Source organism: Citrobacter sedlakii NBRC 105722, from assembly GCF_000759835.1.
GTDB classification, from domain to species: Bacteria; Pseudomonadota; Gammaproteobacteria; order Enterobacterales; family Enterobacteriaceae; genus Citrobacter_A; species Citrobacter_A sedlakii.
Genome location: NZ_BBNB01000012.1, coordinates 115,923 through 129,066 on the forward strand (window position 1 = coordinate 115,923; position 13,144 = coordinate 129,066).

Below are 13,144 nucleotides of genomic sequence, written 5' to 3' on the forward strand. Positions count from 1 at the left end.
ATGCCGGATGGCGCTGTCGTCATCCGGCATCAACCTCACGCCATCACAGCAGTGATTTTGCGGCTTCGACAATCGCGGCGGCAGTCAGCCCGTATTCCTCCTGCAAAAAATCCTGCGTGCCAACCTGGCCGTAACGTTCTTTTACGCCGACCCGACGCATGGGCACCGGACAGGTTTCCACCAGCACTTCCGCCACCGCCGACCCCAGTCCGTTGTGAATACTGTGGTTCTCGCAGGTCACGATGCGTCCCGTTTTCTCGGCGTAGTTTTTCACCAGCATCCGATCGATAGGTTTCAGGGTGAACATGTCGATCACCGCGGCGCTGACCCCGTTTCTCTCCAGCTGCCGCGCCGCCTCCAGCGCTTCGGCCACCATGATTCCATTAGCAATCAGGGTGATATCATTACCTTCCCGCAGCACGTTGCCTTTACCGATGGTAAACGTCGAGCCGGGCGCGTAGACACTCGGCGCCTGTTTACGAATGGTGCGGACCCAGTAGAATCCCTCAAGGTCGATGAGCTGACGCAGGATATCCTCAAACATCACCGCATCCGTCACCTCCAGCACAATGGCGTGCGCCAGTCCACGCACGATCCCCATATCTTCAAACGACATGTGCGTACCGCCGTTATGACAGGCGGTGACGCCCGCATCCGAGGCGATCACTTTGACGTTATTTCGCTGGTAGTCCAGCGACATAAACAGCTGATCGAAACAGCGGCGGCTGGCAAACGCGGTGAAGGTATGCACGAACGGCTTGCGCCCGGTTAACGCCAATCCCGCGGCGGCGCCAATCACGTTGGCTTCCATAATGCCGCAGTTAATCACATGCTGCGGGTAATCACGGGCTACGCCATCCATCGCCATTGAACTCATCAGGTCTGCTTCCAGCGCGATGATCGGGCTGCCGTCTTTTATCTGCCGGGCCACGAATCCGGCGTATACCTTGCGCATCTCCACGCGATCTTTTTGTCCTGCGGGCGCGAGATTAATCATGCGTGACCTCCAGTTGGCGAATGGCGTTATTCAGGGTTTGCTTCATGTCCTCTGTCAGGCGCAGGTGATGAGAATTGCTCAACTGTTCAAGACATGGCACCCCTTGCCCTTTAATGCTGTCAAGAATGATTACCCGTGGGCGGGCCTGCGCCTCGGGAACAGGCTGGACGGCAGCCAGTAGCGCCGGTATATCATCGCCCTTCACCGTGATGGTATCGAAGCCAAACGCGCGGAATTTTGCATCAAGGCTGAACGGGCGAATAATTTCATCTAACTCGCCGTCCAGTTGCTGCTTATTCCAGTCAACAAACACCGTCAGGTTGTTGAGGCAATGATGAGCAATAAACTGAAACGCTTCCCAGCACTGTCCTTCGTTCAGCTCACCGTCGCCGACAATACAGAAGACCCGGTTCGGACGCTGCGCCAACTTATGCGAGAGCGCCATTCCGGCGGCGATGGAGATCCCCTGCCCCAGCGATCCCGTGGTCGCGTCCACGCCATGGGTTTTCAGCCGATCCGGATGACTGGGCAGCCGGGTGCCGTTCTGATTCAGCGTGTTCAACTCGTCGATCGGGAAATAGCCTTTGATCGCCAGCGTGCTGTAAAGCGCCGGTCCCGCGTGCCCTTTCGAGAGAACAAAGTTATCGCGTTCCGGCCAGTCCGGATCGGCCGGATCGATTTTCATTACCGCGCCGTACAGTACCGCGAGGGTTTCCACCACCGACATACTGCCGCCATAGTGGCCGAAGCCCAGATGGGTGAGTGATTTCAGGGTAGCTACGCGAATATCCCGCGCCAACTGCGTCACTTCTTTTACATTCATGGTTTGGCTCCGTTATTTTCCGCTGAGTGACCTGTCGCCGTCTTGTTCTTTGCGAACAGATTCCAGAGGACCAGTACAACAAACAGCCCGACCACCAGCCCGGTAATCGCCAGAGGCGACAGGTAGCGGGCCAGGTTACCGAGCACAATGCCAATCGCGCCAAAGTCGGCATCCGAAAAGGTGGTGTTGGCAAAGCCGATAGCGCCGAGTACCGGCAAGAGCAGCACCGGGAGGAAGGTAATCAACAGACCGTTGGCGAACGCGCCGAGCATAGCGCCACGACGGCCGCCGGTGGCATTACCGAACACCCCCGCCGTCGCTCCCGTGAAGAAGTGCGGCACGACGCCTGGCAATATCAGCACCAGCTTCATTTGCCCGAGCAGAAACAGCCCCACCAGCCCACCGAGGAAACTAAACAAAAATCCGATCAGCACAGCGTTGGGGGCATAGGGATACACCACCGGGCAATCCAGCGCCGGACGCGCGTTGGGCACCAGTTTTTCAGAGAAGCCGGTGAACGCCGGAACAATTTCCGCAAGGATGAGGCGAACCCCTTGCAGGATAATAAACACCCCGGCGGCAAAGGTAATCGCCATGATGATGGCGTAGACCAGATAGTTCTGCCCGCCGCTGAAGGTGCTTTCCACATACTCCCGACCGGCGCTAACCGCCATGATCAGATAGATGATCATCATGGTCAGCGAAATGGAGATCGAACTGTCGCGCAGGAAGCTTAAATTCTTCGGCAGATTCATTTCTTCGGTCGAACGGGAGCCTTTACCGCACACGCTGCCGATCCAGCCTGACAGCACATACCCCAGGGTACCGAAGTGACCAAAGGCAATGTCGTCGCTACCCGTGATGCGTTTCATGTAGCGTTGCGCCAATGCCGGGAAGAAGGCCATCACCAACCCGAGGATCAGCGAGCCGGTAAAGACCAGCCCCGCTCCCTCAAAACCGGCGACGGTCAGGATCACGCCGATCATACAGGCCATGTAAAAGGTGTGGTGCCCGGTTAAAAATATGTATTTCAGCCGCGTAAAGCGCGCGACAATAATATTCGCCACCATTCCGAACGCCATAATCAGTGCGGTAGCGGCACCGTATTTTTCCAGCGCAATCGAGACAATCGCTTCATTATTCGGAATAATCCCCTGGATAGTAAAAGCGTGTTCAAACATACCGCCTAACGGATTTAATGAGCCGACCAGAACGGTAGCCCCGCCGCCAAGAACAATAAACCCCAGAATTGTTTTAATGGTTCCCTTTACGACATCCGAAAAGGCTTTCTTTTGCGCCACCAGGCCAATAAGCGCAATTAAGCCGACCAGTACCGAAGGCACTTTAAGAATATCAACAACAAAATTCAGCGTTTCAAGGATAAACATAGCCACCTCGATGCATATTTGCGGTCACGCTGTGGTGAGACAGCGCGAAGGATTGGGTGCAGACAGAATTATTGTTTATCGAACCATGCCCGTAGCTGTGTTTCGAGTTCATTGATATCGATAATGTTATTGATTACCACCAGTTGCGCCTCGGGCACGCTGGCGCTGGCGGCAATATCTTTCGCCATCACAAAGAGATCGGCGGCGCCCGGCGTCGCCGAGGAGAGATCGGAATGTTCCACCTCAGCGTCAATATTGAGTTTTTTGAGTACCTTTTTAATATTCATTTCGACCATAAAACTACTGCCCAGGCCGGAGCCACAAATAGCCATAATTTTCATTGTTATTACCTTTTTTAAGTAGAGTTTGTTCGCATCACGCGCAGGCGTAATGTTTCATCAATACAGAGGCATGCGTAAAATTAATAACGTGAAATTATTTTTTTAATCTCCTCCAGGGTGGCCGCCTGATGTAATTTCGCCAGATCGTCATCGTTTGAAAATAATTCAGCCAGGGCCGAAATCATTTCGATATGGCTGTGTTTATCCGCTGCGGCTAATAAAATAATAATATCAACCGGATCATTTTCTCCTGCGCCAAACGACACGCCGTCCGTCAGCTTCAGCAACGATAAGCCGATAGCCTTTGCGCCTTCCTCCGGGCGGGCATGCGGCATCGCCAGCCCGGGCGCCAGCACATAATACGGCCCCAGCTTCTGATGTTGTGCGACGATAGCGCTAACATAATCAGGCGTAATGACGCCCGCCTGCAGCAGCGGCCCGGCGCAAATCCCAAGCGCTTCCCGCCAGTCGCTCACCTGCTCGCGCAGTTGAATCGTGTTATCCGTTAACCAGGTTTCAAGCACGATCGTCCCTCTCTCTTGGCTTAACATGAGCAAACTTTATTCAACCCCAACCACCTTATCTGCGATCGCAATCACAAAGATAGCGCTATCAAACGCTATCGTTCAGATATGTGATAGCGCTATCAAAAACAGATTGCTGTGTGAAATCAGAGCAAATAAGGACAATTAAGGCGTATACTGCGCTAAACGTGACGCAAAAAACGATCATAAAAAAGCGTCTCAACTGGTTGTAATTGCGCAGGAATTTGTATGTCTCTAACCCGAAAACGGCGTAGTACCGGTAAAGTGACCATCGCCGATGTCGCACAGCTTGCGGGTGTCGGCACCATGACCGTCTCGCGTGCCTTGCGCACGCCGGAGCAGGTTTCCGATAAACTGCGGGAGAAAATCGACGCGGCTGTCCACGAGCTGGGATATATGCCGAATCTCGCCGCCAGCGCGCTGGCGTCAGCATCGTCACGTACCATTGCGATGGTGGTGCCAAATCTTGCCGAAGCAGGATGTTCAGAAATGTTTGCCGGATTGCAGCATATTCTGCAACCCGCCGGATACCAGATCATGCTGGCGGAATCCCGTCACCGTCTTGAGCAGGAAGAAAAACTGCTGGAAACGCTGCTGGCTTCCAATATCACCGCGGCGATATTGCTCAGCGTCGAGCACAGCGACACCGTCCGACACTGGCTAAAGAACGCGTCGATTCCGGTCATGGAGATTGGCGCGATCCGTACCGATCCCATTGATATGAATATCGGGATTGATAACGTGGCCGCCATGTTTGAGCTGACGGAGATGCTGATTCAACGTGGCTACCAGAACATTGGCCTGCTGTGTGCGAATCAGGAACAGTGGATCTTTCAACAGCATTTGCAGGGCTGGTATAAAGCGATGCTGCGCCATCATATGTCGCCCAACCGGGTGATTAACGCCGCCCTGCCGCCCAATTTTTCCACCGGGGCTTCGCAACTGCCGGAGTTTATCCTGGCGTGGCCGGAACTGGATGCGCTGGTCTGCGTGTCGGATGAACTGGCCTGCGGCGTCCTGTATGAATGCCAGCGCCGACGGATTAAAGTCCCTGACGACCTGGCGGTTGTGGGGTTTGGCGACAGCGACGTCAGCCGGGTCTGTCAGCCGCCGCTGACCACGATGGCGGTTCCGCACCGCAAAATCGGTCTTGAGGCCGGACGGGCCTTACTGGAAAGAATTCAGGATGGAAACTGGCGCGATCAACAGCCGATCGCCTCCAGTTTATGTCTGCGGGACAGTTGCTGAGGCGTTATTCCGCCTCTTCCTGTTTTTCTTGCTGTTCTTCTTGTTGCCGCTCACCTTTTGCAGACTCGTTTTTGGCGTTGCGGGTCATCCACAGCGCCAGCGCTTTTAGCGAGTCCGGGGTGAATTCGTCACAGCGGGCGGTAATTTCCTCCGGCGTCAGCCAGCATACTTCGCTGACCTCTTCCTCCTGCAAGGCGAAGGGGCCATGCGATACGCAGCTAAACAGCGCGCCCCAGACGCGGCAATGCTCATCTTCAAAGTAGAACTGACCGTGTTCAGCGAACGGAACGCCCGCAATGCCCAGTTCCTCCTCCGCTTCGCGGCGGGCAGAGTCTAACAGTTGTTCGTCTGCCTGAACGACGCCACCGGCCGTGGCGTCTAACATGCCAGGCAAAAAGTCCTTTGTCTCGGTACGACGCTGCACCAGAATTTTGCCCATCCCATCGTGTACCACGATATAGGTTGCACGATGACGCAGGCACTGCGCTCGCATCTGTTCCCGGCTGGATTGTGCGATGACTTCGTTGTCTTCATTCACAATATCCACCCATTCCGTACTTGCCAAACGACGCTGTTCCACCATCAGGAAACCTTCTTTTTCTTAGCACTCTGCGGCGCATTTACATATGTGGGGGTAAATTACGAATTAATCGCCACCTGCGCAATGATACTTTGATCATTGAGTGCGATTACGCTCAATACATTATCGTCCAGCATTCCGTAGCTCGCCGGATGGCCGCCCTTCGGTATGCTCACGGAGCCAGGATTGAAATGGTATATATCGCCCCGCTTTTCTGCCACCGGCAGATGAGTATGTCCGTACACCAGCACATCGTTGGACTGCAGCGCTGGCAGATTTTCCGCTCCAAAAAGATGACCGTGGGTCAAAAAGAGCCGCTGGTTTTCCAGTAACGCCTGCTGCCACGGCGCGGTGAGCGGAAAGTGGAGCAACATCTGATCCACTTCGCTGTCGCAGTTGCCGCGCACGGCGATAATCCGCGACGCATATTCGTTCAACCGCCCGGCGACCTCAGCAGGCGCGTAGCCTTCAGGTAAGGCGTTACGCGGCCCATGATTCAGTATATCACCCAGTATCACCAGCCATTGCGCGCCGCTGCGAGCAAACAGCGCCAGCACGCGCTCAGTGGCCGGTAAGGAACCGTGAATATCGGATGCAAACATCAGTTTCATCACGTCCTCCGCATCATAAAAAAACCGCACTATGATACTGGATTGTAGACCCTTTTTCAGCCCGTACGCTTAGCGGAAAGCGCAATATATCGCTGGACAGAAGCGCGCTGCCATTGAAACGCGGCATATTCCGCCAGCGGCGTCGGCACGTCGTCACCGTTGAGCGCCAGACGGTTGATCATCAGCGCCAGATCGGTGTCCGCCAGACACCATTCGCCGAACAGGTTCGGCGTCCCGTCAGCCAGCAGATGGCTCGCCGTGGCAAACAGCTTTTCCACGCTGGCTTTCCCGGCGTCGCTTAATGGCCCTTTCTTGACGCCGCCGAACACCACATCCGTCGGGCGCTCCTCGCGGACAGGCATCAGGTCGCTCCGGAGCCACGCCTGAATCTGCCGCGCCCGGGCGCGTTTCTCAAGATCGAGGGGATAGATGCGCTCCCATGTCGGCGGCGCAAAGCGATCTTCCAGATACTCCGCAATAGCTGACGACTCGCTAAGTTCGAACCCGTCAATCTCCAGCAGCGGTACCCGGCGCGTCTGGGCGTAACCCTGCCAGCCAGGCGCGAGATGTTCACCGCGATCCAAATCCACCGTTTTCAGGGTAAAAGGAAGCCCCTTTTCCTGGAGCGCGACGTAAGCAGACAGCACGTAAGGGGAGAAAAAATTGGCGTCTGACCAGAGGGTAATCACAGGTTTACTCATAGCTTCCTCGATGTTGATGGTTTTTTTTCTTTCAACATAAAGCGTCTTTCGTTCGCTGTCACCTGATGAAATCTCACACAACACGCCAGGCTTTCTATACTTGTGGTTGTCTCGTAGATAAAACGCTTGCTGGAGCTGAAATGATCGATCTCTATTACGCCCCTACACCCAATGGACACAAGATTACGCTCTTTCTTGAAGAAGCCGAAATGGACTACCGACTGATCAAAGTCGATATCAGTAAGGGCAACCAGTTTCGTCCCGATTTCCTGGCGATATCGCCCAATAACAAAATTCCCGCGATTGTCGATCGCGCCCCTGCGGACGGCGGCGCGCCGCTTAGTCTTTTTGAGTCTGGCGAAATTTTGCTTTACCTGGCGGAAAAAAGCGGCATGTTACTGAGCGGCGAGCTGCGCGAGCGTCATATTACGCTGCAGTGGCTGTTCTGGCAGGTTGGTGGGCTTGGGCCAATGCTGGGGCAAAATCATCATTTCAATCATTTCGCGCCGCAGGCCATCCCGTATGCTATCGAGCGTTACCAGGTGGAAACTCAGCGGCTGTATAACGTGCTCAATAAACGTCTGGAAGCTTCTCCGTGGCTGGGCGGCGAGCATTACAGCATCGCGGATATTGCCTGCTGGCCGTGGATCAATGCCCATCAGCGTCAACGCATCGATCTGGAAATGTACCCGGCGGTAAACAACTGGTTCCAGCGTATCCGCTCGCGTCCGGCCACCGAACGTGCGCTGATGCAGGCGCAACTTAATCCTGAGACGTTGAAAGGATAACGCGCGGCGGTTCTCGTGTATGATGCGAAGGTTCATATATGGAGAACTCTGCAATGTCTCAACCTGACGCTATTATTCGTATAAAAAACCTTCGCTTACGCACCTTTATCGGTATCAAAGAAGAAGAGATCACTAACCGCCAGGATATTGTGATCAACGTTGCGATTCATTATCCGGCAGAAAAAGCGCGGGTCAGCGAAGATATTAACGATGCGTTGAATTACCGTACCATCACGAAAAGCATTCTTCAGCACGTCGAAAACAACCGTTTTTCGTTGCTGGAAAAATTAACGCAGGATGTGCTCGACATCGCACGCGAACACCACTGGGTCACTTATGCTGAAGTGGAAATCGATAAGCTTCACGCGTTACGTTATGCCGATTCGGTATCTATGACCTTAAGCTGGCGGCGTTAGTCGCCTTTACGGGAGGCTGCATGAACATACTGGTTACCGGAGGAACAGGTCTTATCGGCGGACACCTTATCCCGCGTCTGTTGGCGCTCGGGCATCAGGTGACGGTTCTCACTCGCAGCCCCGAAAAAGCCCGGGATCGGCTCGACAGTCGGGTGGCGCTCTGGACCACCCTGGACGATAAAAAGCAGCTTGAAGATGTCGACGCGGTGATCAATCTTGCGGGTGAGCCGATTGCCGACAAGCGCTGGTCGAGCGCACAAAAGGAGCGTCTTTGCCAGAGTCGCTGGCGCATCACGCAGAAACTGGCGGATCTGATTAATGCCAGCGAAACGCCGCCCTCGGTACTGATCTCCGGCTCCGCTACCGGCTATTACGGTGATTTGGGTGAAGTGGTGGTGACCGAGGAAGAGCCGCCGCATAATGAATTCACGCATAAGCTGTGCGCGCGCTGGGAACAAATCGCCTGCACCGCCCAAAGCGATCGCACCCGCGTTTGCCTGCTGCGTACCGGCGTCGTGCTGGCGCCCAAAGGCGGTATTCTCGGTAAAATGGTTCCGCCGTTCCGGCTGGGGCTGGGAGGACCGATTGGCAATGGTCGCCAGTATTTACCGTGGATCCACGTTGATGACATGGTGAACGGCATCCTTTGGCTGCTGGACAACGATCTGCGCGGCCCCTTCAATATGGTTTCGCCCTATCCCGTGCGTAACGAGCAGTTCGCCCATGCGCTGGGACATGCGCTACAGCGCCCTGCTTTCGTTCGCGTCCCGGCGACGGCGATTCGCCTGCTGATGGGCGAGTCCTCGGTGCTGGTATTGGGTGGCCAGCGCGCGCTGCCGAAACGTCTGGAAGCCGCAGGCTTCGCCTTTCGCTGGTATGACCTCGAAGAAGCGCTGGAAGATGTGATTCGCTAACCCTCCGGCCTGTGCATGCTCGCCGTTCCGGTGGTAAGGTAATCAGGATGACTTCCGGAATGGCGATTTTATGGCTTTACTGACGACCCCGCGACTGACGCTCTCCCCTTTTCAGGCGACCGACTGGCCTTTCTTTCTCGCCCTGCGAGAGAACCCGGATATTATGCGGTATATGGGCGAACGCTGCCCGGAACGCGATATCCGTTTACTGTTCGCGCGTCGTCTGGTTTCGAAACATATGTTCGTTATTCGCCAGCATCATGACGCAACCCCGCTTGGGGACGTCGGTCTGCAAATCAGCCACCAATTTCCCCAGGAAGCGGATATCGGCTATTGCCTGCTCCCTGATGTGCAGGGGCGCGGCTTTGCCAGCGAAGCCGTTCGCGCCGTGTGCGAGTATGGCTTTCACGATGCAGGGCTACAGGCGATCAACGCCTGGGTGCTGGCAGAAAACCGGGGGTCCGTAAGATTGCTGGAAAAGCTCGGATTCGCGCGCACGCAGGTGCTGGAAAAAGCATTTACGATCAATGGCATTCGCTATGACGACTGGGGTTACCGGCTGGAAAGCGCCTGAAGGCGCGGCGCTTATCCAACCTGTAAGAAACGTAATTTGCCGCCCGGCGAAACCGGTGACTATTTCAACGAACCTTTAAGAAACTGCTGCAATCGCGGGCTTTGCGGATTGCCAAACAGTTGCTCTGGCTCCCCTTCTTCTTCAATCTTCCCCTGATGCAGGAAAATCACGTGGCTTGACACATGGCGAGCAAAACCCATTTCGTGGGTCACCACTACCATGGTTTTGCCCTCTTCCGCCAGTTGCTGCATGATGCGCAACACTTCACCCACCAGTTCAGGATCCAGCGCAGAGGTCGGCTCATCAAACAACAGCACCTCCGGTTCCATCGCCAGCGCGCGGGCAATCGACACGCGCTGCTGCTGCCCGCCGGAAAGATGCACCGGATATTTACCCTGGGCACGCTCATCAATGCCCACTTTCGCCAGATACTTGATCGCCCGTTCGCGGGCTTCCTGCTTGCTCAGGCCCAGTACCTGAACCGGCGCTTCCATGACGTTTTCCAGCACCGTCATGTGGCTCCACAGGTTAAAGTGCTGAAACACCATCGTCAGACGCGTGCGCAACAGGCGGAGCTGGGTTTTATCCGCCACCTTCAGTTGACCGTCTTTGTCGCGTACCAGCGTGATATTTTGGCCGCTGACCACAATCGATCCTTCGCTCGGCTTCTCAAGAAAGTTAATGCAGCGCAGAAAGGTACTTTTCCCCGAACCCGATGAGCCGATAATACTTATCACATCCCCGGCGTTGGCCTGCAGCGATACCCCTTTCAGCACTTCATGTTCGCCGTAGCGTTTGTGCAAATCGATAACGTTTAATTTATTCTCAGACATCGTGTTACTCGAATTATTTAGAGGAAACATGCTGCAACCAGCGCCTTTCCGCCCTGCGGAACAGACTGATCAGGACATACGAAATGATTAAATACAGCACGGCGGCAAGCCCGAAAGCGGTAAAGGGCTGATAGGTCGCTGAATTGATATCGCGAGCGATTTTAAGCAGATCCGGCACCGTCGCGGTAAAAGCCAGGGCCGTGGAATGCAGCATTAAAATAACCTCGTTGCTGTACGCCGGAAGCGCAATACGCAGCGCCGAAGGCAAAATAATGCAGCGGTACATTTTAAACGAAGAAAAGCCATAGGCCCGCGCGGCCTCGATTTCACCATGCGGCACCGAGCGAATGGCGCCGGCAAAAATCTCGGTAGTATAGGCGCAGGTGTTAAGGGTTAACGCCAGAACGGTACAGTTCAGGCCGCTACGAAAGAAGGCGTTGAGGAAATCGGTGCCTTTGACGATTTCCAGGGTATACATCCCCGAATAGAACACCAGGAGTTGCACATACAGCGGCGTCCCGCGAAAGATATAGGTAAATAACCAGATGGGGAACTGGATAAACTTATTGCTGGACACGCGGCCAATCGCAAGGATCACCGCCAGGATGCCCCCCATCACCACTGATGAGATCAGCAGCCACAGGGTAATCGCCACGCCGGTAAAGCGATAGCCGTCGGTCCAGAGCAGGGATTTCCAGTACTCCTGAATAATGTCGATCACAGGTCAGCCCTCTTTACACCCACGGAGTAACGGCGCTCGAGGAACAGCAGCACACCATTGGACACAGTCGTAAATACCAGATAAATCAGCCCGCACACCACTGCGAAATAAAAGGGCTCCCAGGTGCTCTTACCGGCCAGTTGCGTGGCTTTTACCACATCCTCCAGACCGAGCAGCGAGACCAGCGCCGTGGCTTTCAGGATAACCTGCCAGTTGTTGCCAATGCCGGGCAGCGCATAGCGCATCATTGCCGGAAACATTATGCGGCGAAACGTCTGCGATGACGTAAAACCAAAGGCGGTCGCCGCTTCGATATGACCTCTCGGCACCGCCATGAACGCACCGCGGAAGGTTTCCGTGAAATAGGCGCCGTAGATAAAGCCGAGAGTAATAATACCGGCAATCATTGGATCAATATCGATTTGGCCGACCCCCAGCGCGTCGGTGACCGTATTCAGCGCAATCTGCAGACCGTAGAAGATCAGCAGCATCAGCACCAGATCCGGCACACCGCGAATCAGGGTGGTATACCCTTCGAAAATAAGCCCCGTCACCCGGTTTTGCGAGAGTTTAGCCCCCGCCCCGACGAGGCCGATCAGCACCGCCAGCACGACGGAACTGAGCGCCAGTTCCAGCGTGACGATCGCGCCCTGTAAAATAACACCTGAAAAGCCGTACAACATGCTGCCTGTCCTGTCGTGAGTGGTGAGTAAGCGCCTCTTTTGACGTCACGTCCTTCGTATGCCGGATGGCGGCACTGACCTTATCAGGCCTAAGACAACTGTCTGCAGGCCGGATAAACGTTGCGCCATCAGGCTGAAAAAAGGATCATCACGCCGTTTCGGGCTTTATCTGCACCAGCGGGGATTAACCGCCATAAACATCAAAATCAAAGTACTTTTTCGCCAGCTTTTCGTAAGTCCCGTCAGCGCGCATATCGGCAAACGCTTTATTAAGGGCTTCACGCAGTTCGTTGTCTTCTTTACGCAGACCCATACCGGTCCCGACGCCGAACAGTTTCTCGTCTTTCACAGACGGGCCGCCGAATTTGTAATCTTTGCCAACGGGTTGCTTCAGAAAGCCTTCGCTTGCCGCGACTTCGTCCTGGAATGCCGCATCAATACGTCCCGCAGTCAGGTCAGAGTAGATGTTGTCCTGCCCCTGGTAAGAGACAATCTCAATGCCCTTCGGCGCCCAATGCTCGTTACCAAACGTCTCCTGAGTGGTGCCCTGAAGTACGCCGACGCGCTTGCCTTTCAGCGACTCGACGGTCGGCTGAATATCGGAATCTTTGGCCACCACCAGACGTGAATCAGCGGCATACAGTTTGTCAGTGAAAGCGATCTCCTGCTGGCGCTTTTCCGTGATGGAAAGCGAAGACATGATGGCATCGATTTTCTTCGCTTTTAACGACGGGATCAGCGCGTCCAGCGGGTTCTCAACGAAGGTGCATTGTGTATTGATACGTTTGCACAGCTCTTTCGCCAGATCGATATCAAAACCCACCAGTTCACCCTGTGCGTTTTTCGATTCAAAGGGGGCGTAAGTAGGATCGGTACCAATGCGAATTTTTTGCGGAATGGCGGCAAAAGCTGCAGTAGCGCTGGAGAAGGCCAGCACCAGGGAAAGAGATAACACCAGTTTTTTCATAGCTATCCTCAACA

At 54.8% G+C, this 13,144-nt stretch carries 17 protein-coding genes; 5 read left to right on the plus strand and 12 right to left on the minus strand.

The genetic code is table 11. The annotated features are described in order from the left end of the window. Positions 1-43 precede the first annotated feature (43 nt). The 5 genes from CSE01S_RS16290 to CSE01S_RS16310 all read right to left on the minus strand — a co-directional run bounded on the left by CSE01S_RS16290 (position 44) and on the right by CSE01S_RS16310 (position 4,073). Positions 44-997, minus strand: coding sequence for a transketolase family protein (locus CSE01S_RS16290; RefSeq protein ID WP_042290705.1), 954 nt, complete (start codon positions 995-997; stop codon positions 44-46). Further along, positions 990-1,820, minus strand: a complete 831-nt coding sequence (locus CSE01S_RS16295) for a transketolase (protein WP_042290707.1) — start codon at positions 1,818-1,820, stop codon at positions 990-992. Before CSE01S_RS16295 ends, CSE01S_RS16290 begins: the two co-directional genes overlap by 8 nt. Continuing rightward, positions 1,817-3,208, minus strand: coding sequence for a PTS ascorbate transporter subunit IIC (locus CSE01S_RS16300; RefSeq protein WP_042290708.1), 1,392 nt, complete (start codon positions 3,206-3,208; stop codon positions 1,817-1,819). The genes CSE01S_RS16295 and CSE01S_RS16300 overlap by 4 nt, the downstream gene beginning before the upstream one ends. A 68-nt stretch (positions 3,209-3,276) precedes the next feature. Continuing rightward, a complete protein-coding gene (locus tag CSE01S_RS16305) occupies positions 3,277-3,549 on the minus strand; it encodes a PTS sugar transporter subunit IIB (RefSeq protein WP_042290710.1) in 273 nt (90 codons plus the stop codon). A gap of 80 nt (positions 3,550-3,629) precedes the next feature. Next, a complete protein-coding gene (locus CSE01S_RS16310) occupies positions 3,630-4,073 on the minus strand; it encodes a PTS sugar transporter subunit IIA (RefSeq protein ID WP_042290711.1) in 444 nt (147 codons plus the stop codon). Between the two features lie 249 nt (positions 4,074-4,322). On the opposite strand from CSE01S_RS16310, the gene CSE01S_RS16315 reads away from it, so the two are divergent. Next, positions 4,323-5,342, plus strand: coding sequence for a LacI family DNA-binding transcriptional regulator (locus CSE01S_RS16315; protein ID WP_042290713.1), 1,020 nt, complete (start codon positions 4,323-4,325; stop codon positions 5,340-5,342). A gap of 4 nt (positions 5,343-5,346) precedes the next feature. On the opposite strand, the gene yfcD is transcribed toward CSE01S_RS16315, so the two are convergent. The 3 genes from yfcD to yfcF are packed head-to-tail and all read right to left on the minus strand — an operon-like array spanning position 5,347 to position 7,234. After that, on the minus strand, positions 5,347-5,925 hold the full coding sequence (gene yfcD, locus CSE01S_RS16320) for an NUDIX hydrolase YfcD (protein ID WP_042290714.1): 579 nt from the start codon (positions 5,923-5,925) through the stop codon (positions 5,347-5,349). Between the two features lie 56 nt (positions 5,926-5,981). After that, positions 5,982-6,533, minus strand: a complete 552-nt coding sequence (gene yfcE / locus CSE01S_RS16325) for a phosphodiesterase (protein ID WP_042290716.1) — start codon at positions 6,531-6,533, stop codon at positions 5,982-5,984. A 56-nt stretch (positions 6,534-6,589) separates the two neighbouring features. Continuing rightward, complete coding sequence (gene yfcF / locus CSE01S_RS16330) at positions 6,590-7,234, minus strand: glutathione transferase (protein WP_042290718.1); 645 nt, start codon at positions 7,232-7,234, stop codon at positions 6,590-6,592. Positions 7,235-7,374: 140 nt separating this feature from the next. Here yfcF and yfcG point away from each other — a divergent pair, with 140 nt between their 5' ends. From yfcG to CSE01S_RS16350, 4 genes are all read left to right on the plus strand, one after another. Next, positions 7,375-8,022: a GSH-dependent disulfide bond oxidoreductase gene (gene yfcG / locus CSE01S_RS16335; RefSeq protein WP_042290720.1), complete on the plus strand. Its 648-nt coding sequence runs from the start codon at positions 7,375-7,377 to the stop codon at positions 8,020-8,022. Positions 8,023-8,075: 53 nt separating this feature from the next. Continuing rightward, positions 8,076-8,438 (plus strand): dihydroneopterin triphosphate 2'-epimerase, encoded by a 363-nt coding sequence (gene folX / locus CSE01S_RS16340; protein WP_042290722.1) that lies wholly within the window; start codon positions 8,076-8,078, stop codon positions 8,436-8,438. A gap of 20 nt (positions 8,439-8,458) precedes the next feature. Then, a complete protein-coding gene (locus CSE01S_RS16345) occupies positions 8,459-9,352 on the plus strand; it encodes a TIGR01777 family oxidoreductase (RefSeq protein ID WP_042290723.1) in 894 nt (297 codons plus the stop codon). 70 nt (positions 9,353-9,422) lie between these two features. Further along, a complete protein-coding gene (locus CSE01S_RS16350; protein ID WP_042290725.1) occupies positions 9,423-9,926 on the plus strand; it encodes a GNAT family N-acetyltransferase in 504 nt (167 codons plus the stop codon). Positions 9,927-9,985: 59 nt separating this feature from the next. Here the strand turns inward: CSE01S_RS16350 and hisP are convergent, their stop codons facing one another. The 4 genes from hisP to hisJ form a co-directional block, all read right to left on the minus strand. Further along, the gene (gene hisP, locus CSE01S_RS16355; RefSeq protein WP_042290727.1) at positions 9,986-10,759 is read right to left on the minus strand and encodes a histidine ABC transporter ATP-binding protein HisP; all 774 of its coding nucleotides are present in this window, start codon (positions 10,757-10,759) and stop codon (positions 9,986-9,988) included. A 13-nt stretch (positions 10,760-10,772) separates the two neighbouring features. Then, positions 10,773-11,480 (minus strand): histidine ABC transporter permease HisM, encoded by a 708-nt coding sequence (hisM, locus tag CSE01S_RS16360; protein ID WP_042290728.1) that lies wholly within the window; start codon positions 11,478-11,480, stop codon positions 10,773-10,775. After that, positions 11,477-12,163, minus strand: coding sequence for a histidine ABC transporter permease HisQ (locus tag CSE01S_RS16365; protein ID WP_042290730.1), 687 nt, complete (start codon positions 12,161-12,163; stop codon positions 11,477-11,479). The genes hisM and CSE01S_RS16365 overlap by 4 nt, the downstream gene beginning before the upstream one ends. Positions 12,164-12,347: 184 nt before the next feature. Further along, the gene (hisJ, locus tag CSE01S_RS16370) at positions 12,348-13,130 is read right to left on the minus strand and encodes a histidine ABC transporter substrate-binding protein HisJ (protein WP_042290731.1); all 783 of its coding nucleotides are present in this window, start codon (positions 13,128-13,130) and stop codon (positions 12,348-12,350) included. Positions 13,131-13,144: the final 14 nt, after the last annotated feature.